Below are 25548 nucleotides of genomic sequence, written 5' to 3' on the forward strand. Positions count from 1 at the left end.
AGATTGGAGGGAGGGGCCGTCCGTCCGGCGCCAACGCCCGGATCACCGCCCCGGATACCCGATGAGAACCTCAGATCGCGACCTCGCCTGGTTGCTGGAGAACCTTCTGGAGAGGACGCCCCAGACCCGGCACGCCCTGGTGCTGTCGAAGGACGGCCTCAAGCTCTCCCACACCTACGGGCTCAGTGTGGACCGTGCCGATCAGCTGGCCGCCATCGCCTCGGGCATCCAGAGTCTGTCGCATGGCGCGTCCGTCGAGTTCGGCGATGGCACCGGCGGGCTGCGGCAGTCCATGACGGAGTTCCACGGCGGGCTGCTGTTCATCGTGGAAGCGGGAGAAGGGGCGCACCTCGCCGTCGTGGCGGCCGACGACGCCGACCCCGGCGTCATCGGTCACAACATGAACGAGCTGGTGGAGCAGATCGGCGAGTATCTGACCGCCCCACCGCGTGACCCACGCCAGAGCAGCCGGCCGCTATGACCTCATGGCGGGTCGACAGTGAGAACCCGGACCGGTTGTACACCGTCACGGGCGGCCGCAGCCGCGCCGACGAGAACTCCTTGGACGTGGTCTCGCTGATCGTGAGCGAATGCGAGCCGACGCCGGGCATGCAGTCCGAGCACGTCAGGATCCTGCGGATGTGCCACCGGCCGACGGCGGTCGTGGAGATCTCCGCGGAGCTGGGACTGCCGGTGAGCGTCGTGCGGATCCTGCTGTGCGACCTGCTCGACACCGGTCGCATCACCGCCCGTCATCCGCCCTCGGCTCCCGCCAAGGCGCAACTGCCCGACCTCGAAATCCTGAAGCAGGTGCTCGTTGGACTTCAGAAGCTCTGAGCAACCCGCCCGTACGCCGCTACGGAGCACGACGACCACCGGTCTCAAGATCGTGGTCGTCGGTGGGTTCGGCGTGGGCAAGACGACCATGGTCCGCTCCGTCAGCGAGATCCGCCCGCTCAGCACCGAGGAGACCATGACGCGGGCGGGCGTCGGAGTCGACGACGCGAGCGGCGTGGAGACCAAGACCACGACCACGGTCGCCTTCGACTTCGGGCGGATCAGCCTGAACGAGCAGATGGTGTTGTACCTGTTCGGCGCGCCGGGTCAGGAACGGTTCTGGTTCCTGTGGGACCGGCTGTTCTCGGGGACCCTGGGCGCGGTCGTCCTGGTGGACACCCGCCGGCTGGCGGATTCCTGGTACGCCATCGACCGCCTCGAGCACCACGGCATGCCGTTCATCGTCGCCCGCAACAACTTCGGCGAACCGGCGCATCCGCTGGAACGGGTCCGGGACGCGCTGTCCCTCTCCGGCGACGTTCCGCTGATCGACTGCGACGCTCGCCGGCGTGAGTCCAGCAAGGCCGTGCTGATCGCTCTCGTCAACCACCTCTCCACACTGTCCTCCGCCCGGGAGAGCATTTCATGACGAACGATCACCACTCGCCAGACGCGCACGCGGGAGCCATGAAGCTGTACGGACCACGGTTCCACCAGGATCCGGCCGGGCTGTATCGGGAGATGCGGCAGCGGCATGGGCCCGTCGTCCCCATCCTGCTCGAAGGCGACATACCCGCGTGGCTGGTGATCGGGTATCGCGAGCTCCGCCACGTCGTCAGCAACGCGCGGCTCTTCGGTCGCGACTCCCGCCGCTGGAACGCCTGGGATCGCATTCCGCCCGACTGGCCCCTGCTGGCGTTCGTCAGCTACCAGCCGTCCATGCTGTTCACCGAGGGAGCCGATCACCAACGGCGCGCCGGGGCCATCAGCGACGCCCTCGCAGCCGTCGATCAGTTCGAGCTGAGATCCCAGTGCGAACGGACCGCCGACCGCCTGATCGACGCGTTCACCGGAAGCGGCAAGGCCGACCTGATGGCCCACTACGCGCATCCGATGCCGCTGCTGGTCGTCGCCACGATATTCGGTCTGTCCGACGCCGACGCGCCGCACCTGGTGGAGGATGTGAGCGCGTCGCTGAACGGCGGCGAGGGCGCCATGGAGGCTTTCCAGCGGGTCCAGGCCACGATGCAGCGGCTGCTGGTCGCCAAGGGCGAGCGCCCCGGCCCGGACATGTGCTCACGTCTGCTGGCGCACCCCGCGAAACTCACCGAGGACGAGCTCATCCAGGACCTGATCGTGACGATGACCGCGGGCCAGGACACCACCGCCAACTGGATCGGGAACACCCTGCGGCTGATGCTGACCGACGAACGGTTCGCCGTGACGCTGTCGGGCGGCCGCCGCAGTGCCGGCCAGGCGCTGAACGAAGTGCTGTGGGAGGACCCCCCCGGCCAGAGCACCATCGGCCGCTGGGCGGTTCAGGACACCCACCTGGGCGGGCAGCGCATCCGGGCCGGAGACGCGCTCGTTCTCGGCCTCGCCGCCGCGAACGCCGATCCGCAGGTGCGCCCGGACTCCTACGGCGGATCCGCGGGGAATCACGCGCACATGGCCTTCGGCCACGGCGAGCACGGGTGTCCGCACCCCGCCCCGGAGATCGCCGAGATCATCGCCCACACGGCCGTCGAGGTACTCCTCGACCGGCTCCCGGACGTGATGCTGAGCGTCCCCGCCGACGCACTCGTCTGGCGGACCTCCCTCCAGATGCGCGGCCTGTCCAGCCTGCCGGTCGAGTTCACCCCCGGCTACGTCGTGGGAGGGGTCAGATGAGCCGGGCGTCGATCGCCGCGGTGGACCGGTGGCCGGTCCACCACTGATCCGCGTCTCGTCGGCGGACGGCGCTAAGCACCGACGTGCAGCCACGAGGTCCACATCGACGGGGTGTGCGGCCACAGCCGGCGCGCGTGCTGAACGGCGGTGTGCAGGGCCGTGGCGGAGGCGTCGGTACGGGGGAAGGGGCTCGCGTGGAGGGTGGCGTACACCTCGGTGGCGATCATGCCGGCGACGTCGTCGGCGATGGGCCACATGGTGCCGATGACGTGGCGGTATCCGGCGAGCTGGAACGCCCCCGCCAGGTGGATGGACTCGTCGGCCAGTGTGACGGCCCCCTGGGCGGTGCCGCACGCGGACAACATCGCGAACTGCCCGTGCCGGATGCGCAGCCCGGCGATGTCGAGCACGGACAGCGGCCGGTCGTGGAGCACCAGGTGGCCGGCGGAGGGATCGGCGGGATCGCTGTCGCCGTGGCACGCGAAGTGCACCCATCCGGCGGATGCCATCTCCGCCATCACCCGTTCCCGGGTGGCCTCGTCCGCGAGGAGTCTGCGGGCGCCGGCGAAGCGGGCCGTGACGATGTCGGCCTCGGCCCGGACGTCAGGGAGCGGCCGGTGGCCGGCGGCGCCGGGCACCGCGACGACCAGCGGGCGCGCCTCTCCCCGGTCACCGGGTGCCGACCTCGCCCGTGCCAGTGACCGGAGGGTCGGCGTGTAGGAGCAGACGACGCGGTCGAGCACGGTGTCCGAGGTCTCGCCCGGACGGGAGTAGTGGCCGGCCGCGTGCAGGGGCAGGAAACCGAGCGACCCGGTCGGCATCCACCACATGCGGGGCGGCGGCGCACCGTGATCGGGCGGGCCGTGCAGGCCCAGCCCGTCGAGCACCGGTTCGGCGATCGTGTCCCACAGCCAGCCAAGAGTCTCCCGTACGTCGTCTTCGGCGCGGCGGCGGGCGTGCAGGCCGGCGTGGTCGTCCCGGGCGATCTCGATGGCGTCGCCGAACGCCTTGACGCGTTCGGGCACCTCGTCCGGGTGCAGTCCGGGCAGCGGGACCACCTGAACGCCCGCCGGGGTGAGCAGGATCGCGTCGCTGCGGTAGCGGCTGGTGTTGACGACGGCCACCGGTCCCCGCGCGGCGATCGCGGTGAGCTCGTCCGCCGACGGAGGCAGCAGGAAGCGTTCCATGCCGGGGAGCCGGCGGATCTCCCCGACGAGCCGGTCCCAGGCGTCGCCGAGCCGCGGGGAGGGCTGGGCGGCGGAACGCCCGAGGGTGACCGGCGCGGAGAGGGAGCCGGCCGTCCCGTCGAGGGCGTCCCTGAGCCGGTCGACCTCCTCGGCGAGTCGCGGTGACCGCCCGCGAAGGTCGGTCAGCTCACCGCGGACGTCGAGCGCCTGGGAGAGCAGGACGCCTCGTCCGTGTTCGAGCAGTTCCAAGGCCAGGTGCGGCTCGTCGAGGTGCAACGCGGCCGCCGCCGCGCGGGAGGCCAGTCCGGGGAAGCGGGTCAGCACGCGTTGCTGGTCGTGCCGCCGGAAGTGACGGGGAGCCAGTCGCGGGAGGAGGCGAACGGCGGCGTTCAGCGACTCCACGGCCAGCGACCAGTCGCGCGCGTCCGCCGCCAGGTCGGCGAGCTTGCCGCCGGCCTCGATACGGATGCGGATCTCCCCCGGCCCGGCCGCGACGGCCTGCCGGAGCGCGGTCACCGCCGCCGTGCGGTCCCGCGGATCGCCGCCGGCCTGGAAGCGGCCGTCCAGGATCTCACCCAGGTTCATCAGCGCCAGCGGGCGATGCAGGTGCCCGTCGGGAATGTCCGCGCAGACCCGCCGCGCTGTGGCGACGGCTTGGTCGAGGTCGGCCGGGTCCCCCGCCGCCTGGAAGCGGGCCCACAGCAGGAGCGCCAGATTGGCGTGCGCCTCCCTGCGGATCCCGTTGCCGCGCGGGGTGCCGGCGACGGCCTCGGTCAGCGCCTCGACGCCCTCGTCCAGCACCGAGGCGTCGCCGGTGCGGTGGAACCGCTGCCACAGGGCGCCGCCCAGTGAGCTGAGGCAGAGCGCCCGGTCGGGATCTTCCGAAGGTGTGCCGGCGGCCCCGTCACGGAGGACCCGGACGGCCTCCGTCAGTGCGGCGTCGTCGTCCTCGGCCACCGAGCGGAGCAACAGGGCGTCACCGAGGTTCAGGGCGTAGCACCACCGGTCCGGCGCCTGCGGCTGAGCGGCGGTCACCGCCTGCCCGGCGAGGCGGACGGCTTCGTCCAGATCGGCCGGATTCCCCGAACACAGGAATCTCACGAGCAGGTGCTGGGCCAGCCCCGAGCGATATCCCTCCTGGTAGGAGGAATGGACCGGGATCGCCGAGAGGGCGTCCCGCCCGGCTGCCACGGCGTCGTCGAGAACGTCCGCGTCGCCGGTCGCGCGGTACAGGTTCGCCAGGGCGCGGGCGAGGGTGGACAACGCCAGGTGCCGGTTCCCGTCCTGCGCGGCCGCGGCCGCCCGGCGCCCGGCATCGGCGGCCTCGCGCGCGTCCTGTACGGCTCCCGCGACCCCGTAACGCGCGTTCAGCATCCCGGACAGGTTGGCGAGATATACCGGATGGTCTGGATCGTCGCCGGCACCGCTTCGAACGGCCTGCCGGGACAGGCCGACGGCCTCCTCCAGGACGGCGAGCCCGCCGCCGGCCTCGAAGGAGCACCACAGTGCGATGGCGAGCAGGTTCAGGCGGTTGGGACGGGCGGGATCGTGGCCGGGAGTCGCCTCCAGCGCCTGCCGGGCCAGGTCGGCCGATTCGGCGAGGGCCGACCGGTCGCCGTGCCGGCCGTACCGCTGCCGTAGCGCGTTGCTGAGGTGAGCGGCATGAGCGGGACGGCCCGGATCGCCGTCGGGGCTCAGCTCGAGTGCCCGCCGATACACGGTGACGGCCTCATCCAGCGGTTCCGTGGCGCCGCCCACATCGTGCAGGGTCAGGAGGACCTCGCCCAGCACGGCCAGCCGCGAGGGCAGTCCGGGGTCGTCGGCCGGGGTCGTCTCCACCGTCTCCCGCCGCAGGCGGGCCGACTCGGCGAGCGGTTCGGCGGCACCGTCCCTGACGCCCTGGGTGTAGAGAAGCCCGGCCAGGTTCGCGCGGTGCGACGGCCGCGCCGGGTCCGCGGGACTCAGATGCGCCAGCACCGCCCTGGCGAAGGCGACGGATTCGCCGACCAGTGCCCGGTCCCCGGTGTCGGCGACCCCGCCGCACAGCGCGTCGCCGAGCCCCGCGAGGTCATCCGTCGGCGAGTTCGGCGGCAGTCGCGCCACGGCCTCCCGGACGGCCCGCAACGGACCGGTCAGCCCTGCCGTAACGCCCTGCTCGACGCGTTCCCGCAGGGTCTCGCAGAGCAGGCTCAGCCGCTCGCGGGCGATCGCGCCGGTGGCCCCGGACATCGCGTCGACCAGCAGTCCGATCGCTTCTTCGCGCGCGTCCGCGTCCTTGAGCCAGAACCCGCGCAGGGCCAGGCACTCACTCACGGCCGCCAGGTGCCGCAGGCGCGTGGGATCCTCCGGCGCGATGGCTCGCAGGGAGCTTTTCGCCGCGCTTATCGCCTCGTCCAGGTCGTGCTGGGCACTGGTATGCAGAAAACGCGTTCTCAGGTCGTGGGAAAGCCAGAGCAGGAATAGCGGGTGGCGTTTCCCGGACTCGGGTGAATACGCCACCAGCCGCCGGCTCACCCCGACGATCCGATCGAGCAGGGCCGGGTCCGCCTCCTCGCCCAGCCGCGCCCGGCAGGCGAACCGCTCCCCTTGCGTCATCAGCAGTCGAATGGCCCGGAACGGATACACGATGGCCATCAGCCGGAACAGGGCCGCCGTCAGCCGATATCGGTAAACGCGCTCGATCCAGGATGTCCGCCGTTTCACGTCCCTGTGCCTTCAGCAAATTCCCGCGAGTCAGCCGGTTATGCCCTTATTGTTGGTGAAGTTTCGCACGGTCGGAGTCCTGCGGAGGCATATCTCATGGAAGACGACGGCCACCAGCTCGGGTTGCTGTGCGCGGAGCTGACCGAACTGCGCGACCTCGCGTCCCGGCATGGGCTGAGCCGGGCGCTCGACTCCCTCCTCACCGCCGTCCGCGCCGGCCAGCAAGTGCGCGATCGGCGGATCGAGCTGTTGCGGCGCCTCGGCATCCCGGCGGGCACCACGCGTCAGCCCGGCCTGCGCATTCCGGGACTGGGCGACGGCCGGCCCGCCACGGAACTGTACGGGTGCCCGGAAGCTCGCTGTTCGCGAACCTGGGTCAGGCCGCCCGGTGATCCGGTGGCCCTCTGCTCGGTGTACGGCGCGCCGCTGAGTCACCGACCCTTCGGATCATGAACGCCTTCCTCACCGAGCTGGCCAAGAAGCTGACCGACCGGTGGCTGACCCATGCGCTCTTTCCCGGGCTGCTGTTCCTCGGGATGTGCGCCGCCGGCGGAACGCTCGGACATGGCGCCTGGAACGACGTCCCGCGCCTCGTCGCGGCGGCGACGAAGCTGACGACCGCCCTCGATCGGCAGGGTCCGGCCGCGGTCGGACTGGCCTTGCCGGCCGTACTGCTGGCGTCCGCCGCCGTCGGCCTGGCCGTGCGCGGCCTGGCCCGGGGCGTCCAGCGGATCTGGCTCGGACAGTGGCCGCCGCCGGACCGCGCCCCGGCGCGCTCGCTGGTGGCGCGGCGGCGCGCACGCTGGCAACGGCTGCACGACGAGCACGCCGCGCTGGTGAGCTCGCCCGGTCCGCCGTCGCCGTACGCCGCCGGACTCGCCACCGCCAGGAACCGGATCGCGCCGGCCAGGCCGGGCCGGGCGACGTGGATGGGCGACCGGATCGGCGCCGTGGAGACCCGTGTCCACGGCCAGTACCGGCTCGACCTGGTCACCGTCTGGCCGCGCCTGTGGCTGGTGATCCCGGACACCACCCGGAGCGAGCTGCGGCTGGCGCACGGCCGGCTGGAGCAGGCGACGAACACGGCCGCCTGGGCGGTCCTCTACCTCCTGCTCGGCGTCTGGTGGTGGCCCGCGCTGACGGCCGGAGCGGTGATGTCCCTCCTGGCATGGCGGACCGGACGAGACGCCGCCGCCGGCTTCGCGGAACTCCTCGAAGCGACGGTCGACGTCCACGGCCGGGACCTCGCGACCGCCTTGGGCGTGGCCTCCGGCGAGGCTCCGCTGACCCCTGACGTAGGGGAACAGGTCACCCGGACGTTGCGCAAGGGCGCCTGACCACGCTTCGACGCACCCGCGGGGTCGGCCGTACCGTGGGCGGCGGCGCTGTGGACTCGCGTGAGAAGACCTTCGCGGCGGAGTTCGAGCGGGGCCGGGGGTTGCGGGCCGGCGAGGTGGGGGCAGGCTAATGGTCATGGACACGTTGCCGGTGATCGATGTCGGGCCGTTGACGGGCGGAGGGGCGGTCGCCGAGCGGCGGCGGGTCGCGGCGGAGATCGAGCGGGCGTGCCGGGACAGCGGGTTCTTCTACGTGGCGGGACACGGGGTGCCGGAGGGATTGCCGGCGCGTCTGGAGGAGGCGAGCCGCAGGTTCTTCGCGTTGCCGCCGGCGGAGAAGATGGAGATCTCCATGGCGCGGGGCGGGCGGGCGTGGCGGGGGTTCTTCCCGGTGGGCGGGGAGCTGACGTCGGGGCGACCGGATTTGAAGGAGGGGATCTACTTCGGCACCGAGGTGGCGGAGGACGATCCTCGTGCGGGGTTGCCGTTGCACGGGCGCAATCTGTTCCCTGCGGGGGTGCCGGAGCTGCGGGAGGCGGTACTGGAGTGGCTGGCGGCGCTGAGCGGGGTGGCTCAGGCGGTGCTGCGCGGGGTGGCGTTGAGCCTGGGCTTGGCGGAGGAGTACTTCGAGCGGGGGTACACCGCGGATCCGACGGTGTTGTTCCGGGTGTTCCACTACCCGCCCGCTCCCCCCGGCAGCGATGCGTGGGGGGTGGGTGAGCACACCGACTACGGGTTGCTGACGTTGCTGGCGCAGGACGAGTCCGGCGGCCTGGAGGTGGCGACGCCGCGGGGGTGGGTGGCCGCGCCGCCGTTGCCGGGGACGTTCGTGTGCAACATCGGTGACATGCTGGACCGGTTGACCGGGGGGTGGTATCGGTCGACGCCGCACCGGGTTCTCAACGTCAGCGGGCGGGGGCGGTTGTCGTTCCCGTTCTTCTTCGATCCGGGGTGGGACGCGGAGGTGCCGCCGCTGCCGTCACGGGCCGCCGTCGCGGACGACGGTGGACGGCCGCGCTGGGACGGGCGGGACCTGCGGGCGTTCTCCGGCACCTATGGGGAGTATCTGCTGGGGAAGGTGTCGAAGGTGTTCCCGGCGTTGCGCGAAGACGTCCTCTAAGCCGCGAAACGCTCAACCCCGAACGATCGGGACCCCGCCCCCTGACACTCGCCGGACGGGTTCGCGAGCGTCGTCGAGATCCCCCGTACGGCGAGCGGAACTCGTCCCGTTCGGCACGGCAGCCGACCGGAACCGTCGAGGAAGTCACTATGCCGGCCCTTCTCCAGCACGCGGAACGCGCGACCCGCCCGGCGCCGGGGTCCGGTGGTCGGCGAAGACGTAGAGGTAAGGGTGGCGGGGCTGGATCGAACCGTCGGCGGCCGCCCGTGCCAGGGCGAGCGAACCGTCGGCGGAGGTCCCCAGCGGTGGGGTGAGGCGGGCGCCGGGAAGGAGCATCCGGACGGTGTGCTGGAACGGCTCCATCAGGAGGTCCGCGGCGTCGAACAGCCGGCCGCCCCAGGAGACGTCCGGTTCGAGCCCGGACGCGGCGGCCACCGCGGTCTGGCCGAGGTGCCGGCCGGCCTCGATCCAGATCCGCCGGGCCACATGGTCCCCGGCGCGCGCCGCCTCGGCGACGGAGGGGGCGAACGACGCGAGGTGGTGGGCCGCCGATCCCGACTCGTAGACGAGCGCCACCAGGTCGAGGGGGTCCCCGAAACGGGCCGTCAGATGGTCGAGCATGGCGGGCGACCCGCCGCTCCGGCCGTCGTGCGCGCGCAGTGCGGCCTGCAGGCCCTCCCTGCCGATCCACGCGCCGCCGCCGTGGTCGCCGAGCAGGTGTCCCCACCCGTCGGACTGGTTCCACACGCCGGCCAGGTCGGTGCCGAGCGTGATGACGCCGGTGCCCGCGGCGACCACGACTCCCGGGCGGAATCCGAGCGCTCCGACGTGCGTGGTCACCATGTCCCCGGTGACGACCAGCGTGCCCAGGCCGAATCGCTCCCGCAACGCGGACCAGAGCCTGCCCGGGTCCCTGACCAGGCCCGGCAGCCCGGTCACGCCGATCGCCATACCGGCGAACCGGTCGACCTCCAGGCCGGTCGCCGCGCCCTCGACGACCCCGGCGATCCGTGCCGCGAGCCGGTCGAGGTCCACCCTGCCCTTCTCGCGTGGGACCGGAGCCGCATCCTCCCCGTAGGCGCTCGACCCGCCGGCCTCGATCCGCACCCTGACCCCTCCGCCGCCGACATCCACGCCGGCCAAGCCGGTTCGGCTCATACAACGTGTCCGTCGAGCGCGGCGACGGCCGCCCGTACGCCCGGGTGGGTGCCGAGCGCGGTCCGTGCCTGTGCGGGCGAGCAACCGGCGAGCAGCCGGACGAGCGCCTCCGGGACCTGTCCGCCCGCTTCGGTCAAGGCGGTGCGGCAGGTCGCCTCGTCGTCGCCCGTCGCGTCGGCGAGCAGGCTCACCGCGCGCTCGCGCAGCTTGGCGTTGGTGGCGACCAGCCCGACCATGAGGTTGCCGTACGTCCGGCCGGCCTTGATCATGAGCGCCGTCGAGAAGGAGTTCAGGATCACCTTGGTCGCCGTGCCCGCCTTGAGCCGGGTGGAGCCGGTCAGCGCCTCCGGGCCGGTGGCGGCGACGACGCTGATCTCGGCCAGTTCACGCAGCGGAGCGTCCGGGTTGCAGGTGACCAGCACCGTGAGGGCGCCGGCGGCGCGGGCCGCGCGAAGTGCGCCGGCCACGTACGGGGTGGACCCGGACGCCGTGATCCCGATCGCCACGCTCGTCTCGTCGAGTGCGGCGGCGTCGGCGGCGCCCAGTTCCGCCGAGTCCTCGTGATCGGCGGACGAGTCGGTGACGGCGGCGAGCCCACCGGCGAAGTGGGCGGTGAACAGGTCGCGTGGCACGCCGAAGGTCGGTGTGATCTCCGTGGCGTCCAGCACCGCCAGCCGTCCCGACGCGCCGGCGCCGAAGTAGTGCACCGTCCCGCCCAGGACCAGCCGGCGATGCGCTTCGTCCACCGCCTGGGCGAGCCGGCCGGTCGCCGCGCCGACGGCCTCGACCGCCCTGGCGTCCTCTTCCCGCAGCAGCCGGAGAACGTCACGGGTCTCCATCGTGTCGATGTCGGCGGTGCGTGGGTTCCGGCGCTCGGTCGGTGGTGCCACCTGGGTCATCGTGCTCCTCATCGATCGTGGTCGGACGGACGGTCGAGCGAGCCGGCCTGGCCCGCGTACGCGGTGAACAGCCGGCGCGACTCCGTGGCGAGGTCGCCCAGATCGTCCGGGGGCGACGCCGGGCCTTCCCGCAGGAAGAGCTGGGCGCGTTCGCGGAGCCGTTCCCGCAGTTCCGCCTCGTGGTGGTCGCCGGGCGTGGCGAGCGCGCGGTCGAGGCCGCGGGCCCACAACTCCCAGCGGTCGCGGTAGTAGCCGCCGACGAGCCCGGCCCAGTGCCGTCCCGCGTAGTCGTCGAGCAGCGGGCTGTCCGTGGTGCCCCACACCGTGATGACGCGGCGGGCGTTGTCCAGCAGGACCTCGCGGTCGGCCGGGCCGGCGGCCCAGGACAGCGCCTTCGCCTCCCAGGACTGGAAGGTGTATTCGGGCCGGGCGGCCAGCATCCGGTCCAGGTCGTCGAAGACGCGCAGGAACCGGCCGAGATGCGCCGGGCTGCCCGCGCCGAGGTGTACCGACCGCTCCACGGCGTCGAGGCGGTACCGGTCGGCGATCCTGCTCATGAACGCCAGGCCCACCTCGACGAGGTCGTGCCCCAGTGGGCCGGCCGTCAGGCCACGATCGTGCTCGGCCACCTCGATCATCCGTTCCCACGCCTGCACCAGGACGGCGGGCCGGTACCAGAGCATGCGGGCGACGTCGGCGCGCGACTCCGCCACGTTGCCGGGCAGCCCCGTGTACGAGGGCTTGGCGGTGAGGGTCCCGTTGAACTGCTCGGGAAAGATCCGCATGCCCCGGGCGTCGTAGACCGTGTCCAGCAACCCGTGCCAGGCCGCCCGCAACTCGGCCGTCCACCGGCCCGCTCCGCCGTACCGCTGGGTCACGAAGGCGTCGAGCCAGGCGTCCACGTCGGCGACCCGGTTCCAGATCTGGTCGGCGACGAGTTCGAAGAAGACGGGGTTGTTGCGGGTGGCCTCCATGGCCAGGCCGAGGCCGGTGGGCGGGCTCGGCGACGCCAGCGCGGCGTCGATCGCGGACGGCACTCCGCGCAGGTCGGCGACCGGGTCGGTGCGGCCGCCGAAGTTGAGCAGCGCGCACCAGAGCCACGGTTTCCCGGAGAACTGGTCGAGGCGGTCCCACTGGGGGTCGTGTTCCGCCCACAGGTCCGCCACGAGCATCCGATTGCCCGGGATCGAGCCGAGAAAGGCGGCGACACGGTCCTCGGTCCAGAATTCCCGCTGGTAGGAGAACGGCCAGGCCTGCATGACCCAGACCGCGTCCGGGTCGGCGGCCCGCAGACCGGCCAGCGTCGCCGCCGCCACGGCCCCCGGGAAGGCCGGGTCGGCGTCTACCGGGATCATCTCGATGAACGGATCGGCGGCGTACCGGTGATCGGTGCCGAAGAGCTTGATCTGGGCGCGGGTGATCTCGGTGCCGATCCGCTCGTACAGCGGGTCGGCCGGGTCGAGGACCCAGGTCTCGAACCCCTGCCAGTCGCGGCGGCCGGCCCCCGCCGACGACGACGCGATCTCGCGTGGGACGTGTCCGGTGAAGGCCGGGAGCACGGGCGTCATGCCGAAGGCGCGCTCACGGTCGAGGATGCGCGCCCCGAGCTCACGACGGCGTTCGATCCAGGACGCGGGAAGCGGACCGGCGAACCCGTCCAGGCAGCCCATGAACTGGAACGGCAGGTAGCCCGGCCCGCCCAGGAAGCCGCGGATCGTGTGGTCGTCGAGGCCGAGGCGGGAGTAGGCCGCGTGCAGCGCCGCCTCGTGGCCGGTGATGGCGAGCGGCATGGTGATGCCGTGCAAAGCCATCCAGTCGATCTCGCGTTCCCAGTCGGTCCAGTCCCAGTAGGGCATCGTGTAGCTGAAGGTGCAGAAGTTGAGGTAGTACCCCTCGCGGACGCGCGCCGTACCCCGGCGGAGCGGGCTGTCCGGAAGAGCGGTCACCCGCAGCGGCAGCACGGTGTCCCAGCCCACGGACAGACCGCAGCGTTCCCGCAGGTAGTGGTGGAGGGCGACGGACGCGCTCACCCCGTCCGTCGCGGCGATGGTGAGTTCCCCGCCACCGGCCGCGTACTCGTAGCCGCGTCCCGCGCCATGGTCACGTCCCGTGCCGTCGGACGCGGCGAACCGGATCGACTCGGCCGCGGCTCCGAGAACGCGATGGGCGAGACCGTGGACGGCGTCCGCCCACAGCGGTTCGGCATCGTCCGGCATCGCACCGCACCCCCTCGATAATTAGTTACATACAGTACATAATTATTATGCTAGCGTACCGGCACATCGGTCGAGCAACGGGAGAGGTCATGGAGCAGCTGGTCGCCGCCGGCACGCGGTTCATGCGGGAGGTCAACGCCGTGGCCATCCTGCGGCGGCTGCGGACCGAGACCAGCATGAGCGTGTCCGCGCTGGCCAAGGCGGTCGGGCTGTCCCGGCAGGCGGTCGCCCGTTCGCTCAACGCGCTGGTCGACGAGGGGCTCGTCGAGTTCGGTTCCGTTGATCGCGACTCCACCCGGGCGGGACGGCCCGCCCAGCTCGTGCGGTTCCGGGCGGAGGCGGGCCACGTGCTCGGCCTGTCGATCAGCCCGCAGGACCTGCGGGTGGCGATCTCGGACCTGGCCGGGACGGTCACCGCGGCCGACGTGACACCGCTCGGCGGCGGGGCGAGCGGCGCCGAGGTGGTGGAGACGCTCCTGTCCACGGTGCGGGGGGCACTGCAGGAGGCGGGCGTCAGGACCGGCGACCTCTGGTTCGCCTCGGTGGGCACTCCCGGCATAGTCGACCCGGCGACCGGGGTCATCAAGCTCATCCCGAGCATGCCCGGCCTGACCGGCGACCTCCTCGTGCGCCGTCTGGAGGAGTCGCTCGGCTGCCCCGTCTACCTGGACAACGACGTCAAGCTGGCCACCCAGGGCGAACGATGGCGAGGCGCCGAACGGCGCGAGGACTCCCTGGTGATGGTCCACTGGGGCGAACGCGTCGGCGCCGGGATCGTGCTGAACGGCGAGCTCTACCGCGGCACCTCCAACGACGCCGGCGACGTCGGCTTCCTCGACCTGTTCGCGGACGCGCCGGGAGCCGCACCCGCCACGGTGTCCCGCCATCCGCACGGCCTCGGCCCGTTCGAGGCCGTGGTCGGCGGCGCGGAGATCGTGCGCCTGGCCACGGCCGCAGCCCGCCGCGCCGGCGATGACCCCTTGCTGGCCCGGATCGACGCCGCCGGGGAACGCGCGTTCGACGCCGTGCTGGACGCCGTCACCGACGGCGCACCGCCGGCTCTGGAGGCGATCGACGTGGTCGCGAGCCGCTTCGCCAAAGGCGTGGCCGTGCTCCGGGCGATCCTCAACCCACGGCTTGTGGTCATCGGCGGACCCTTGGCGAGATGCGGCGAGACGCTGCTCACGGCGGTCCGGCGGCACCTCGCAGACCAGCTTCTGGACCAGCCGGCCCTGGAGGTCTCGGCGCTGCGGGACGACGCCGTCGTCCACGGGGCGCTGCGCCACTCACTGGACGAGATCGAGCGCACCAGGTTCGACCTGGGAAGAAACGGTTTTCAGGAGGCTCGATGAAGGCATCGAAAGCCACGCCTGCGGACACGATGCGCCCGATGTCGGTATCGCACATAGGAGAAAGGTCATGCGTATGACGACACCAGTCCGGTGGCACGCGACATTGCTGGCGGTCGGCACCGCGGCGACACTCGCCCTGACGGCCTGCGCGGGCAGCGGCGGCTCGGCGGGAGGCACGGAGAGGAAGATCGACGTGTCGACGACCATCTCCAACGAACCGGTGACGCTCACCCTGGCCTACACCAACGACCCGCCCACCAAGGCGCTCATCGACGGCTTCACCAAGCAGCACCCGAACGTCACCATCAAGCCCCAGCTGACGCCGTTCAACGACTACGTCAAGTCGATCAAACTGTCGATGTCGTCCGGCGAGCCACCGGACATCGCCCAGTACAACCCCGGCGCGATGAGCTCCCTGGTCCCCGCCGGCCTCATCCTGGACCTGGGCCCGTGGGCCAAGGCGCACGGCTGGGCCGAGAAGTTCCCGCAGGCCGGCCTGGAGGTCCTCACCTCCGACAAGTCGGCCAAACAGTTCGGCACCGGCAGCCTGTACGCCGTACCCGGCGGGCTTTCCGTCCTGGGCGTGTTCTACAACAAATCGATCCTGGCCGAAGCAGGCGTCAAGGACGTGCCGAAGACGCTGGCCGACTTCGAGGGCGCGATGCAACGCGTGAAGGACTCGGGGAAGGTCCCGCTGAGCGTCGGCGCGCTCCAGGTCGGCGGGTTCCACCTGTGGAACGCGCTGCTCAACGTCACCGGCGACGTCGGCGCCTACCGGCCCTGGGTGTACGGCCAGGCGGGCTCCACGATCGAGAACCCGGGCGCGCAGAAGGCCACCCAGACGCTGTCCGGCTGGGTGCGCAAGGGGTTCGTCCCCGCGTCGGCGAACGCCACGGCCGACACCGACGCGCAGGCGAACTTCGCCAAGGGCAAGAGCGCGTTCCTGGTGACCGGCAACTGGGCCGCCGCCGCCCTGGAGGACGAGATGGGGGACGACGTCGGCTTCTTCCTCACGCCCTCGGAGTCGGGCGAGCCGGTGGCCGTCGCCTCCGGAGCGAGCGTCGCGTACGCCATCTCGGCGAAGACCGCGAACCCGAACGTCGCCGCGGCGTTCCTCGACTACCTGAGTTCACCCGAGGCGGCGAAGATCCAGTTCGACGGGGGGTTCATGCCGGTCGACACCAAGGCCGAACTGGACGCGGAAGGCCTGCGCGCGGAGATCACGACCGGCTTCACCAGGGTGGCGCAGAGCAACGGGATCGTCCCGTTCCCCGACTTCGCCTCCCCCGGCATGATCGACAAGCTGACCCCTGGCGTCCAGGGCCTCATCAGCGACACGGTGACCGCCGACGACTTCCTGCGCTCCCTGCAGAAGTCGTGGGACGAGCACCATGGCTCCTGACATGGCCGCACCCGTCTCCCCGCGGCGGGCGGCGCCCGCTCGCGGCGGGGACGGGATCGCCGCCGGGCGGGCAGCTCGCCCGCCCGGCGGCCGGCGCCGGGCGCGCGGCTGGCTCTACGTGCTCCCCGCGCTCGCGGTGTACCTGGGGTTCGCCATCTGGCCGGCGCTGAACACGCTGCGCCTGTCCTTCCTGACCTGGGACGGGATCCTGCCGCCGAGCTGGGCGGGCCTGGAGAACTACGTCAAGATCTTCCAGGACCAGGCGCTCTACGAGGCCGTCCTGCACAGCCTAGTGCTGATCGTCTTCTTCTCGCTCATCCCCGTCGCCGCCGGCCTGCTCATGACGGGCCTCCTGCTGGGGAAGGTACGCCGGGGAATGACGTTCTTCCGGGTCGTCTTCTTCCTGCCCCAGGTGCTGCCGCTCGTCGCCGTCGGCATCACCTGGCGGTGGCTCTACAGCGAGGACGGCGTCGTCAACCAGCTTCTCGGCCTGGCCGGGCTGGGGTCGTTCACCCGGGCCTGGCTGGGCGACTACCACCTGGCGCTGATCGCGCTCGGGCTCATCGGCACCTGGACGATGAGCGGGCTGTGCATGATGCTCTTCCTCGCCGGGGCGCAGAAGATCGACCCATCCCTCTACGAAGCCGCCTCCCTGGAGGGCGCGGGGTCGTACCGGCAGTTCCGGCACGTCACCCTGCCCGGGGTGCGCAAGGAGATCACGATCGCCGGGGTCATCACCACGATCGCCGCGCTGGCCAGCTTCGACCTCGTCTTCGTCACGACGAACGGCGGTCCGGCAGGGCAGACCAACGTGCCCGCGCTGCTCGTCTACCGGCTGGCCTTCAACGAGGGCGACATCGGCGGCGCCAGCGCGCTCGCCGTACTGCTGACCGTGATCGTGGTCGCCATCGTCAGCACCATCCGCTACGTGACAAGGGACAAGAGTTGAGTACGCGCGGCGGCGTCACCCTCCGATACGGTGCACTCGTCGTGATGGCGGTCACGGTGCTGTTGCCGTTCGTCGGCATCGTGCTGGCCGCCCTGCACTCCCCCGGCGCCCAGATCAGCGGGTTGAGCATTCCGGACCAGTGGTCGTGGCAGAACTTCGCGCTCGCCTGGGAGCGGGGCAACTTCACCAACCTCATGCGTTCCAGCGTCCTGATCGCGTTCTGCGTGGTGCCGCTCGCGGTGGTGCTGGCCGTCCTCGCCGCCTTCGGGCTGACGGTCCTCAAGGTCTGGGGCAACCGGACGCTGTCGGCCGGGTTCGTGCTGGGACTCACGCTGCCGGTGGAGCTCGTGGTGGTGGCGCTCTACTTCAACCTGCGCGAGGTCGGCCTCACCAACTCCTACATCGGCATCATCCTCGCCGAGGCCGCGCTGTTCATGCCGTTCGGCGTGTACTGGATGCAGACCCACTTCTCGAGCGTCCCCGACGAACTCGTCGAGGCGGCGCGCATCGACGGCGCCAGGGACCTCGTCGTCCTGCTGAGGGTGCTGCTGCCGATCTCGTGGCCGGCCATCACCACCTTGTCGGTCCTGTACTTCATGTGGTCGTGGAACCAGTTCCTGCTGGTCCTGGTCATGATGCAGGACCCGGACCGGCGGACCGCGCCGAGCGGCCTGGGGCTCTTCGTCGGCCAGTACTCGACGGACATCCCGTTGCTGGCGGCGGCCAGCCTGATCGTCATCGCGCCGATCGTTATCGTGTACCTCACGTTCCAGCGGAGCTTCGTCAACGGCATCTCGCAGGGCGCGATCAAGGGTTAGCGCGCCTGCGCCGTGGCTGTCGTGCACGCCCGGTCGCGCGCCGCCGGTGAGGCGCGCGACCGGCTGACCGTCAGGTGAGCGAGTCGATCCAGCGCTCCAGGCGACGGCCTTCGACCGTCATGAGCTCGGGGTCGCGGAAGGTGTTGGTGAGCAGGGAGATGCCCTGGTAGGCGGCGATCAGGGCGACCGCGAGCTCGCGGGCGTCACCGCGGCCCATCGCCTGGAACTGCCGCTCGGCCCAGTCGAGCAGCACCCCCATGACCTCGGCTATCACGCGGTCCAGGCCGTCGTCGCGTTTGTCCAGCTCGGAGGCCAGGGTTCCGGTGGGGCACCCGTACTTGGCGGCGACGTCACGCTGATCGACCCAGCCGCGGATCAGCGTTTTGAGTCGTTCCTCCGGAGCGGGCAGCTCGGCCAGCTCGGTGAGCATCTCGTCGAGCCGGCGGGCGTGCGCGTCGATCGCCGCCTCGATGAGCTGGTCCTTCGTCTTGAAGTAGTAGTAGACGTTGCCGACGGGGACGTCCGCCACCCGGGCGATGTCGGCGAGGGTCGTCTTCTCGGCGCCCTGTTCGTGCAGCACCCGCGCGGCGGCGTTCGCCAGCCGCTCCCGCTTCCCCGACCTCGACCCCGATCTCGTTGAGTTAGTCACCCAACTAAGAATAGACACACCTTCTCCGATCCGCTATGGTCTCCAATTAAGTCAGTCAACTAACTCATAACGGAGCGCGACTCATGATCGTAGTAACGGGCGGCACCGGGAACGTCGGACGAGCGCTGGTAGAGGTGCTCGCCACCGCGGGCGAGCAGGTGACCGCCGTCTCCAGGCAACCCGCGCAACTGCCCGAGGGGGTACGGCACCGCCAGGCCGATCTGGCCGAGCCCGCGAGCCTCCGGGCGGCGTTCGAGGGGGCCGAGGCATTGTTCCTCATCGTCGCGGGCGATGATCCGGAGGCCGTCCTCGACGCCGCGAGGAAGGGCGGGGTCCGGCGGATCGTGCTGCTCTCCTCCCAGGGCGCGGGGACGCGACCGGAGAGCTACCGCCACCCTGCGGCGTTCGAGAAGGCCGTACGCCTGTCCGGTCTGGAGTGGACGATCATGCGGCCGGGCGGTTTCCACTCCAACGCCTACGCATGGGCGGAGAGCGTCCGACTCCAGCGCACGGCTGCCGCGCCGTTCGGCGACGTCGGACTGCCCGCCATCGACCCGTCCGACATCGCCGAGGTGGCGGCGGTGCTCCTGCGCGAGACAGGCCATGGCGGGCGCACCTATGAACTGACCGGTCCCGCGCTGGTCACCCCGCGGGAGCGGGGCGCGGTCATCGGTGCCGCGCTGGGCGAGCCGGTGCGGTTCACCGAGCAGACCCGCGCCGAGGCCAGGGCGCAGATGCTGCGGTTCATGCCCGAACCGGTGGCCGACGGCACGCTGGCCATCCTGGGTGAGCCCACGGCCGCCGAGCAGAGGATCAGCCCTGACGTGGAGCGGCTTCTCGGCCGGGCACCGCGCACCTTCGCCGACTGGACCGCGCGCAACATCGCCGCCTTCCGATGAACAGGCCACCCGGCTCGGTCGAGGCCTTCCTCGCCGAGCCGCACCTGGCCACCCTGACCACCTTCAGGCCCGACGGCTCGCCGCACGTGGTGCCGGTGCGCTTCACCTGGGACGGCGCCGCGAGCCTGGCGCGCGTCCTGACGGTCGCCTCCTCGCGTAAGGCCAGGAACGTGATCGCCGACCCGGGTAGCCGCGCCGCGCTCTGCCAGGTGGCGGGATTCCGCTGGGTCACCCTCGAAGGCGCCGCGACGCTCAGCGCGGATCCGCCGGCGGTGGCCGAAGGGGTACGCCGCTACGCCCGGCGTTACGCCTCTCCCCCGCCCGAACCGCCCGGCCGGGTCGTGATCCAGATCGCGGTGGACCGCGTGCTGAAACTCAACACCTCTTTCTAGAAAACTTCCCAGAACTTCCAGAACTCCCAGGAGCTCCCCCATGGCCACTCAGCGGGTACTCGACTCAACGATCTTCTACCGGGAACTCGGCGCCGGCACGCCGATGGTCTTCCTGCACGGCAACCCGACCTCCTCCTATCTGTGGCGGCACATCCTGCCCGCCGTCGGCTCAGGCCGCCGCCTGGCCCCGGACCTGATCGGCATGGGCGAATCAGGCAAGGCCGCCATCGACTACACCTTCGCCGATCACGCCCGCTATCTGGACGCCTGGTTCGACGCGCTCGGCCTGGATGACGTGGTGCTGGTCGGCCATGACTGGGGTGGCGCGCTGGCCTTCGACTGGGCCGCCCGCCACCCCGGACGGGTGCGCGGCATCGCCTTCACCGAGACCATCGTCAAGCCGATGGCCTGGGAGGAGTTCCCCGAAGGCGGGCGGCAGCTGTTCCAGGCGATCAAGACAGAAGGCGTCGGCGAGTCCATGATCCTCGACGACAACGCCTTCATCGAACAGGTCCTGCCCGGCTCCGTCGCCACCCCTCTCAGCCAGGCCGACCTCGACGTCTACCGCTCGCCGTACCCCACCAGGGAAAGCCGGTCGCCGCTGCTGCGGTGGCCGCGTTCGATGCCGCTGGGCGGGGAACCCGCCGACGTCGTGGCCAGGGTCGAGGCCTACGACCAGTGGCTGGCGACCAGCGCGGAGGTGCCGAAGCTGCTGATCACGTTCGAGCCCGGCCCCGGGGCCATGATGGGGCCGGAACTCGTCGGCTGGTGCGCGGCGAACATGGCCGGGCTCGAGATCGCGCGGCACGACGTGATCGCCGGGCACCACACCCCGGAGGACCAGCCGCACACGATCGCCGCGGACATCGCGGCATGGGCGGACAAGCACCGGCTGCTTTGAACCCCGGAGCGATCCCCGAGCGCGGGCTCGTGCCTGCCCTGTCCACGCCGTTCGTGCCTGCCGAGGCCGCGGCGGCCCCCGGCAGGACGGCACCGTGGGCTCCGGCCGGGGGTGGCCGGAGCTCGCGGTCAGAGCCGGAGCCGCGGCCAGCCTGCCGTATCGCGCAGCAGTTGCCTGTCGTGGGTGGCCAGCACCACGGCGGCACCCGTTACGGCCAGCGCCTGCGTCAGTTCCTCGACCAGGGCCATCGACAGGTGGTTGGTCGGCTCGTCGAGCAGTACGACCTGCGGTCGCGCGGCCAGCAGGACGGCCACGTCGAGCCGCCGTTGCTGGCCGATCGACAGCTCGGTCACCGGCCGCTGAGCGGCACTCGCGGGAAGCAGGCCAAGCTGCGAGAGCCCGAACCGGTCGGCCGGGTCGAGCTCGCCCGAGCTGACGAGCCGGCCCACGACCTCTTCGTAGACCTCGAAAGCCCGCCGCCGCGACGGCGGCGGCGACTCCTGAGCGAGCAGGCCCACCCGGGCGCCCCGCTTCCGCTGGACGGCCCCCGAGTCCGGCGCCAGCGTCCCCGCGAGTACGGCGAGCAGGGTCGACTTGCCGGAACCGTTGGGCCCGGTCACCACGAGGCGGTCACCGGCCCGCAGATGCACCGAACCAGGCGATTCGAGCCTGCCGCTCACCATCACCTCATCGGCCCGCAGGAGCGTGGCTCCCGGTGGCGCCTCGAGCCGCGGCAGCTGGAACCGCAACGGCGGCTTGGGAACGTCGACGACGTGTGCCTGGAGTTCCTCCTGCCGCCGGTGCACCGCCCGCACCAGAGCGGGTGCCCGGGTCGCGCGGGTGTGCTTGCCGGTTCCCTTCTCCGGCCGCCACCCGGTGGACAGCCGGTTCTGCGCCGCGGAGAGATTCTGCGCGAGCCGCTGCTGTTCGCTCTGCTGATCCCGGTACTCGGTCTCCCAGCGTTCGCGCTCGGCCTGACGCCCCTCCCGGTAGCCGGCGTATCCGCCGCCGTAGGTCCGGGGGCGGCCGTCGCTGGTCGGGTCGAGGTCGAGCACCGAGGTGACGACGTCGGTCAGCAACGCACGGTCGTGGCTGACCAGCACCACCCCGCCCGCGTGCTCACGGAGGCGGACGGTCAGGTGGTCGAGGCCCGCCGCGTCGAGATGGTTGGTGGGTTCGTCGAGCAGCAGCAGGTCGTACCCGGCGCCCAGCAGGCAGGCCAGCCGGATCCGGTACCGCTGCCCGACGGAGAGCCCGGCCAGCGGTCGAGTGCGGTCGTCCACCGCGCCGAGTGCGGCGAGCGAGATGTCGACGCGGCGGTCGGCGTCCCAGGCGTCGATGGACTCGGCGGCCGCGAGCGCGTCGGCGTACGCCTGATCGGCACCGGGCCGTTCGTCGGCGAGTGCGAGGGTCGCCGACTCGAACTCACGGAGCACGGCGCGTACCTGGGCGAGTTCGACGTCGATCAGGCCGCCGACCGTACGGTCGTCGCCGACCGGCATCTCCTGGTCGGCGACGCCGAGCGTGCCCGCCCGCCGTACCGAGCCGGAGTCGGGAACCAGGGTTCCGGCGAGCACCTGCAGCAACGTGGTCTTCCCGCGGCCGTTCTCGCCGACCACCCCCAGCCGGTCACCGGCGGAGACGGTCAGATCCACACCGGTCAGAACCGGCCGGCCGCCTCGGGCGAGACGCAGGTCGGTGGCGTTGAGATGGGCACGCGAATGTGCCGGTAGAGCAGTAAGGGGGGACACACTTCCTCCAAGGGCGCAGGCGTCCGCGCGCGCCGGCACGACAAGAGGCGTGGGCACGGGGAGACCCGCGAAAGGTGAGAGACGTCAGCGCACAGACTCGGCCGCGCCCGGGCCCGTTGATCGGGGTCGAACCGGGACAGCACAGGCGGCCGAGGTGGTCGTCCTCAGAGGAAGTACAGATACTGCATGCCGCCAGCCTACCAGCGGATCTTGGAAGCACCCTCAGATCAAGGGACCTCAGGGCGGGGAAAGCGGTTGGACGCAGGCCGACGGAGATCCGGGGCAGTGCCCCGACACGCCGTCTCCGGGCCTTGCCTCGCCGCGGTCAAACCCGTGTAGCCCAGCCGTACCCGCACGATGGCCTGCGGGCCGGCATGCTTCATCGTGTTCGTCAGCGCCTCCTGCACGATCCGGTAGACGGTGAGACCCGCGCCCCATCCCCACTCCCCCGGCGTGCCCTCACGGGTCTGCGAAGCAGGATCGTGCCGCCCCACATCCGGTCGCGGCCTCATCACGCGGCGGACGCTCCGCGAACGCGAAAGCTGATCAGCAGGGCGGTGAGGGTGAGCAGGGCGAAGGCGAGCGCCATGCCCGGATACCCGGCCAGCCCCAGACCGAGCCCGCCGAGCGCCGCTCCGGCGAAGACGCCCGAGCTCATCCCGGCCGCGTTGAGGCTGAGCGCCGAGCCGCGAAGCGCCCCGCACCGTCTCACCAGCAGGCTGACGACGCACGCCGCGACGGTCGCGTGGCTCGCCCCGAGCAGCGCGGTGAGCACCAGGGCCGGCGGCAGCAGCGAGACCCAGTACAGGGCGCCCATGGACACGAGCGCGACCAGCAGGCCGAGCCGCAGCATCGTCTCCGGGCCCAGCCGGTTCCCCGGGCCGGCACCGGCGCGACCGGCCAGCAGGTTGCCGACGAAGAACGACACCCCGCTCAGGCTCCAGACCAGGGTGACCTGTCCGGGAGAGAGCCCGAAGCGCTCGTGGTAGAAGGCGGCCAGGTAGGCGAGGTAACCCATGAAGGCGGCGGTCCGCAGGGCCGCGACGAAGAGGAGGGGCACCACGCCGGGCACCGCGGCCAGGGCTCTGAACGACGCGAGGTAACCCAGCCGGTCGGACCGGGTGACGGAGTCGTGAGCGCCTCGGACACCTCCGATGAGGAAGGCCGGGGCGAGGATCAGGGTTGCGGCGGCCACCGCGAGCAGGTTGCCCTGCCAGCCCCACAGCAGAGCCGGCAGGGCGATCACCGGCGCGGCCAGGACGGCGGCCAGCGACTGCGTCGCGGTCACCAGGGTCGCCGCGCGACCGGCCGCGGCCCCTGAGCCGAACCGGTCCGCCGCGGCGGCCGTCAACGCGGGGTTCAGTACGGCGATGGCCGCCCCCACCAGCGCGCAGAAGATCGTCATGGTGAGGAACTCGCCCACCGCGCCCAGCGCCGAGGAGGCGCCCAGCAGGACGAGCGAGCCGGCCACCGCCCATCCCCGGGGCACCCGGTCCACGAACGGGGCGAGTGCGGTGCCGATCACCAGGGCGGCCAGCCCGCCGATGCCGCGCAATCCGCCGACGGCCGCCACACTCGTGCCCGTCTCATCCGCGATCGGCACCAGGAAGGTGCTGAAGACGGTGAAGGGCAGCAACCCGACCGCCGAGGCGACCAGGTACGGCCACAAGGAGCCGGCCATACGGAGGTCGCCGGGGACCTGTTCCTTCATCTCTTGCGTCATGGGGGATCGGCCAGCCTCGTTCCGTGGTAGGGCCGGTCGTGCGGCGGTGCCCGCTGGGGGGCGGTCAGCAGCACGACAGCGGGGATCGCCCGGTCGCGGATCATCCGGCCGGGCAGCGAGCGACGCACATGAGCCCCGGCATCATCGGCGCGGAGCCGGCGAACGTCACAGTCTCGCCTTCCCACCGAGCACCAGATGCACATTGCTCGCAAAAACATCTCAATCGCAAATATGTCACACCAATCACTATGCTAGCGTGATTGATAACGGTTTTCACTTCCAAGATTGGACGAACCTCCCCCATGCGTGTGTCTCCGGCTGACCGGTTGCCCGCGGACTCCGCGCCTCCAGCCTCGGCGGAGCCGGAACGAACCGGGCAGTGGTTCGGCTCCCCGACCGGCCTCACCCTCACCGTGATCGCGCTGGCCGTGATCCTGGCAGCGTCCGTCCTGGTGGCCATCGGTCTCGGTCCCGCCGTCATCCCCCCAGACGAGACCGCCCGCTACGTCTGGGCCGCGCTCACCGGAGGCGCCGTCTCGGCGGACGACTTCACGACCTACCAGATCATCTGGCAGGTCCGCACGCCCCGGGTCCTGCTCGCCGTCGTAGTCGGAGCGGGCCTGAGCGTCGTCGGCGTGGCGATCCAGGCCATGGTCCGCAACGCGCTGGCCGACCCGTTCGTGCTCGGCGTGTCCTCGGGCGCCTCGGTGGGAGCCGTCACCGTGAGCGTGTTCGGCGTGCTCACCACGCTGGGCGTCTACGCCCTGTCGGCCGGCGCCTTCCTCTCCGCGCTCGCCGCCTGCGCACTGGTCTACCTCGCCTCCTACACCCGGGCGGGCCTGACGCCGCTGCGCCTGGTCCTGACCGGGATCGCCATGGCGTACGGATTCCAGGCGCTGATGAGCGTGCTCATCTACCTGGCACCCGACGGCGAGGCGACGAGCACGGTCCTGTTCTGGACGATGGGCAGCTTCGGAGCCGCCGCCTGGGGGTCCCTGCCGTTGGTCTCCGCCGTCGTGATCGCCGGTGTCGTGGAGCTGCGCAGACACAGCCGTTCCCTCGACGTCATGGCGCTGGGCGATGAGACGGCCGCCAGCCTCGGGGTGAACACCGCCGGGCTGCGCGGGAGGCTGTTCGTGCTCACCTCCGTGATGACCGGCGCGATGGTCGCGGTCAGCGGCGCCATCGGTTTCGTGGGGCTGGTCATGCCGCACCTCGTGCGCATCGTCGTCGGCGCGGGCCATGCGCGGGTGCTGACCGTCGCTCCCCTGGCGGGCGGCGTCTTCATGGTCTGGGTGGACCTGGTGTCCCGCACCCTTCTCGCGCCCCGCGAGCTCCCGCTGGGCGTCATCACCGCGCTGGTCGGAGTCCCCGTCTTCATCACGTTGATGCGCCGCAGAGGCTATCTGTTCGGGGGGCGTTGAC

Annotated in this window: 23 protein-coding genes; 15 read left to right on the forward strand and 8 right to left on the reverse strand. The window is 71.5% G+C overall.

The genetic code is table 11. The features are described from left to right. The first annotated feature begins 61 nt into the window (after nucleotides 1–61). From MBA17_RS32535 to MBA17_RS32550, 4 genes are read left to right on the forward strand one after another with little or no spacing between them, the layout of a single operon-like run. On the forward strand, nucleotides 62–481 hold the full coding sequence (locus MBA17_RS32535; RefSeq protein WP_238500668.1) for a roadblock/LC7 domain-containing protein: 420 nt from the start codon (nucleotides 62–64) through the stop codon (nucleotides 479–481). Continuing rightward, on the forward strand, nucleotides 478–837 hold the full coding sequence (locus MBA17_RS32540; protein ID WP_238500670.1) for a DUF742 domain-containing protein: 360 nt from the start codon (nucleotides 478–480) through the stop codon (nucleotides 835–837). The genes MBA17_RS32535 and MBA17_RS32540 overlap by 4 nt, the downstream gene beginning before the upstream one ends. After that, on the forward strand, nucleotides 818–1426 hold the full coding sequence (locus tag MBA17_RS32545) for a GTP-binding protein (protein ID WP_238500675.1): 609 nt from the start codon (nucleotides 818–820) through the stop codon (nucleotides 1424–1426). The genes MBA17_RS32540 and MBA17_RS32545 overlap by 20 nt, the downstream gene beginning before the upstream one ends. Beyond that, entirely contained in the window at nucleotides 1423–2667 is a 1245-nt protein-coding gene (locus MBA17_RS32550; RefSeq protein ID WP_238500677.1) for a cytochrome P450, read from the forward strand. Before MBA17_RS32545 ends, MBA17_RS32550 begins: the two co-directional genes overlap by 4 nt. A 71-nt stretch (nucleotides 2668–2738) precedes the next feature. On the opposite strand, the gene MBA17_RS32555 is transcribed toward MBA17_RS32550, so the two are convergent. After that, nucleotides 2739–6557: a CHAT domain-containing tetratricopeptide repeat protein gene (locus MBA17_RS32555; protein WP_238500680.1), complete on the reverse strand. Its 3819-nt coding sequence runs from the start codon at nucleotides 6555–6557 to the stop codon at nucleotides 2739–2741. A 96-nt stretch (nucleotides 6558–6653) separates the two neighbouring features. Between MBA17_RS32555 and MBA17_RS32560 the strand changes: the two genes are divergently transcribed. The 3 genes from MBA17_RS32560 to MBA17_RS49795 all read left to right on the forward strand — a co-directional run bounded on the left by MBA17_RS32560 (nucleotide 6654) and on the right by MBA17_RS49795 (nucleotide 9014). Beyond that, entirely contained in the window at nucleotides 6654–7010 is a 357-nt protein-coding gene (locus MBA17_RS32560) for a hypothetical protein (RefSeq protein WP_238500682.1), read from the forward strand. After that, a complete protein-coding gene (locus tag MBA17_RS32565) occupies nucleotides 7007–7894 on the forward strand; it encodes a hypothetical protein (protein ID WP_238500684.1) in 888 nt (295 codons plus the stop codon). The genes MBA17_RS32560 and MBA17_RS32565 overlap by 4 nt, the downstream gene beginning before the upstream one ends. A 136-nt stretch (nucleotides 7895–8030) precedes the next feature. Then, nucleotides 8031–9014 (forward strand): isopenicillin N synthase family dioxygenase, encoded by a 984-nt coding sequence (locus tag MBA17_RS49795; RefSeq protein WP_274386290.1) that lies wholly within the window; start codon nucleotides 8031–8033, stop codon nucleotides 9012–9014. A gap of 147 nt (nucleotides 9015–9161) precedes the next feature. Here MBA17_RS49795 and MBA17_RS32580 read toward each other — a convergent pair whose 3' ends face one another. Genes MBA17_RS32580 through MBA17_RS32590 form a run of 3 tightly spaced genes read right to left on the reverse strand, consistent with a single transcriptional unit; the run spans nucleotide 9162 to nucleotide 13287 of the window. Further along, nucleotides 9162–10172, reverse strand: coding sequence for an N-acetylglucosamine kinase (locus MBA17_RS32580; RefSeq protein WP_238500686.1), 1011 nt, complete (start codon nucleotides 10170–10172; stop codon nucleotides 9162–9164). Then, on the reverse strand, nucleotides 10169–11071 hold the full coding sequence (locus MBA17_RS32585; protein WP_238500687.1) for an N-acetylmuramic acid 6-phosphate etherase: 903 nt from the start codon (nucleotides 11069–11071) through the stop codon (nucleotides 10169–10171). Before MBA17_RS32585 ends, MBA17_RS32580 begins: the two co-directional genes overlap by 4 nt. A gap of 8 nt (nucleotides 11072–11079) precedes the next feature. Then, on the reverse strand, nucleotides 11080–13287 hold the full coding sequence (locus MBA17_RS32590; RefSeq protein WP_238500688.1) for an alpha-N-acetylglucosaminidase: 2208 nt from the start codon (nucleotides 13285–13287) through the stop codon (nucleotides 11080–11082). Nucleotides 13288–13376: 89 nt separating this feature from the next. Here MBA17_RS32590 and MBA17_RS32595 point away from each other — a divergent pair, with 89 nt between their 5' ends. The 4 genes from MBA17_RS32595 to MBA17_RS32610 all read left to right on the forward strand — a co-directional run bounded on the left by MBA17_RS32595 (nucleotide 13377) and on the right by MBA17_RS32610 (nucleotide 17808). After that, nucleotides 13377–14639 carry an ROK family protein gene (locus MBA17_RS32595; RefSeq protein ID WP_238500690.1) on the forward strand — a complete coding sequence of 421 codons (1263 nt, stop codon included), beginning with the start codon at nucleotides 13377–13379 and terminating at the stop codon, nucleotides 14637–14639. A gap of 73 nt (nucleotides 14640–14712) precedes the next feature. Continuing rightward, on the forward strand, nucleotides 14713–16041 hold the full coding sequence (locus MBA17_RS32600; protein ID WP_238500692.1) for an ABC transporter substrate-binding protein: 1329 nt from the start codon (nucleotides 14713–14715) through the stop codon (nucleotides 16039–16041). Further along, entirely contained in the window at nucleotides 16031–16990 is a 960-nt protein-coding gene (locus tag MBA17_RS32605) for a carbohydrate ABC transporter permease (RefSeq protein WP_238500694.1), read from the forward strand. Before MBA17_RS32600 ends, MBA17_RS32605 begins: the two co-directional genes overlap by 11 nt. Before the next feature lie 44 nt (nucleotides 16991–17034). Further along, nucleotides 17035–17808: a carbohydrate ABC transporter permease gene (locus MBA17_RS32610; protein ID WP_238500696.1), complete on the forward strand. Its 774-nt coding sequence runs from the start codon at nucleotides 17035–17037 to the stop codon at nucleotides 17806–17808. 70 nt (nucleotides 17809–17878) lie between these two features. Here MBA17_RS32610 and MBA17_RS32615 read toward each other — a convergent pair whose 3' ends face one another. Next, nucleotides 17879–18457: a TetR/AcrR family transcriptional regulator gene (locus MBA17_RS32615; RefSeq protein ID WP_238500698.1), complete on the reverse strand. Its 579-nt coding sequence runs from the start codon at nucleotides 18455–18457 to the stop codon at nucleotides 17879–17881. Nucleotides 18458–18540: 83 nt separating this feature from the next. Here MBA17_RS32615 and MBA17_RS32620 point away from each other — a divergent pair, with 83 nt between their 5' ends. Genes MBA17_RS32620 through MBA17_RS32630 form a run of 3 tightly spaced genes read left to right on the forward strand, consistent with a single transcriptional unit; the run spans nucleotide 18541 to nucleotide 20649 of the window. Next, nucleotides 18541–19356: an NAD(P)H-binding protein gene (locus tag MBA17_RS32620; protein ID WP_238500700.1), complete on the forward strand. Its 816-nt coding sequence runs from the start codon at nucleotides 18541–18543 to the stop codon at nucleotides 19354–19356. Continuing rightward, a complete protein-coding gene (locus tag MBA17_RS32625) occupies nucleotides 19353–19748 on the forward strand; it encodes a pyridoxamine 5'-phosphate oxidase family protein (protein ID WP_238500702.1) in 396 nt (131 codons plus the stop codon). The genes MBA17_RS32620 and MBA17_RS32625 overlap by 4 nt, the downstream gene beginning before the upstream one ends. 40 nt (nucleotides 19749–19788) lie before the next feature. Continuing rightward, nucleotides 19789–20649: a haloalkane dehalogenase gene (locus MBA17_RS32630; RefSeq protein WP_238500704.1), complete on the forward strand. Its 861-nt coding sequence runs from the start codon at nucleotides 19789–19791 to the stop codon at nucleotides 20647–20649. Between the two features lie 128 nt (nucleotides 20650–20777). On the opposite strand, the gene MBA17_RS32635 is transcribed toward MBA17_RS32630, so the two are convergent. The 3 genes from MBA17_RS32635 to MBA17_RS49800 form a co-directional block, all read right to left on the reverse strand. Next, the gene (locus MBA17_RS32635) at nucleotides 20778–22400 is read right to left on the reverse strand and encodes an ABC-F family ATP-binding cassette domain-containing protein (RefSeq protein WP_238500706.1); all 1623 of its coding nucleotides are present in this window, start codon (nucleotides 22398–22400) and stop codon (nucleotides 20778–20780) included. A 511-nt stretch (nucleotides 22401–22911) separates the two neighbouring features. Next, complete coding sequence (locus tag MBA17_RS32640; RefSeq protein WP_238500707.1) at nucleotides 22912–24111, reverse strand: MFS transporter; 1200 nt, start codon at nucleotides 24109–24111, stop codon at nucleotides 22912–22914. Nucleotides 24112–24119: 8 nt separating this feature from the next. After that, nucleotides 24120–24251 (reverse strand): hypothetical protein, encoded by a 132-nt coding sequence (locus MBA17_RS49800; RefSeq protein ID WP_274386291.1) that lies wholly within the window; start codon nucleotides 24249–24251, stop codon nucleotides 24120–24122. A gap of 174 nt (nucleotides 24252–24425) precedes the next feature. Between MBA17_RS49800 and MBA17_RS32645 the strand changes: the two genes are divergently transcribed. Then, nucleotides 24426–25547, forward strand: a complete 1122-nt coding sequence (locus MBA17_RS32645) for a FecCD family ABC transporter permease (protein ID WP_238500709.1) — start codon at nucleotides 24426–24428, stop codon at nucleotides 25545–25547. Nucleotide 25548 lies beyond the last annotated feature (1 nt).

The sequence above is a fragment of the Dolomitihabitans soli genome (assembly GCF_022213955.1).
Lineage (GTDB): Bacteria > Actinomycetota > Actinomycetes > Streptosporangiales > Streptosporangiaceae > Streptosporangium_A > Streptosporangium_A soli.

Bases quoted from the DNA above. Each gene is read 5' to 3' on its own strand.
- MBA17_RS32535 (WP_238500668.1), top strand. From the start codon at position 62: ATGAGAACCTCAGATCGCGACCTCGCCTGGTTGCTGGAGAACCTTCTG.
- MBA17_RS32540 (WP_238500670.1), top strand. From the start codon at position 478: ATGACCTCATGGCGGGTCGACAGTGAGAACCCGGACCGGTTGTACACC.
- MBA17_RS32550 (WP_238500677.1), top strand. From the start codon at position 1,423: ATGACGAACGATCACCACTCGCCAGACGCGCACGCGGGAGCCATGAAG.
- MBA17_RS32560 (WP_238500682.1), top strand. From the start codon at position 6,654: ATGGAAGACGACGGCCACCAGCTCGGGTTGCTGTGCGCGGAGCTGACC.
- MBA17_RS32565 (WP_238500684.1), top strand. From the start codon at position 7,007: ATGAACGCCTTCCTCACCGAGCTGGCCAAGAAGCTGACCGACCGGTGG.
- MBA17_RS49795 (WP_274386290.1), top strand. From the start codon at position 8,031: ATGGACACGTTGCCGGTGATCGATGTCGGGCCGTTGACGGGCGGAGGG.
- MBA17_RS32580 (WP_238500686.1), bottom strand. From the start codon at position 10,172: ATGAGCCGAACCGGCTTGGCCGGCGTGGATGTCGGCGGCGGAGGGGTC.
- MBA17_RS32585 (WP_238500687.1), bottom strand. From the start codon at position 11,071: ATGACCCAGGTGGCACCACCGACCGAGCGCCGGAACCCACGCACCGCC.
- MBA17_RS32590 (WP_238500688.1), bottom strand. From the start codon at position 13,287: ATGCCGGACGATGCCGAACCGCTGTGGGCGGACGCCGTCCACGGTCTC.
- MBA17_RS32595 (WP_238500690.1), top strand. From the start codon at position 13,377: ATGGAGCAGCTGGTCGCCGCCGGCACGCGGTTCATGCGGGAGGTCAAC.
- MBA17_RS32600 (WP_238500692.1), top strand. From the start codon at position 14,713: ATGACGACACCAGTCCGGTGGCACGCGACATTGCTGGCGGTCGGCACC.
- MBA17_RS32605 (WP_238500694.1), top strand. From the start codon at position 16,031: ATGGCTCCTGACATGGCCGCACCCGTCTCCCCGCGGCGGGCGGCGCCC.
- MBA17_RS32610 (WP_238500696.1), top strand. From the start codon at position 17,035: ATGGCGGTCACGGTGCTGTTGCCGTTCGTCGGCATCGTGCTGGCCGCC.
- MBA17_RS32620 (WP_238500700.1), top strand. From the start codon at position 18,541: ATGATCGTAGTAACGGGCGGCACCGGGAACGTCGGACGAGCGCTGGTA.
- MBA17_RS32625 (WP_238500702.1), top strand. From the start codon at position 19,353: ATGAACAGGCCACCCGGCTCGGTCGAGGCCTTCCTCGCCGAGCCGCAC.
- MBA17_RS32630 (WP_238500704.1), top strand. From the start codon at position 19,789: ATGGCCACTCAGCGGGTACTCGACTCAACGATCTTCTACCGGGAACTC.
- MBA17_RS32640 (WP_238500707.1), bottom strand. From the start codon at position 24,111: ATGAAGGAACAGGTCCCCGGCGACCTCCGTATGGCCGGCTCCTTGTGG.
- MBA17_RS32645 (WP_238500709.1), top strand. From the start codon at position 24,426: ATGCGTGTGTCTCCGGCTGACCGGTTGCCCGCGGACTCCGCGCCTCCA.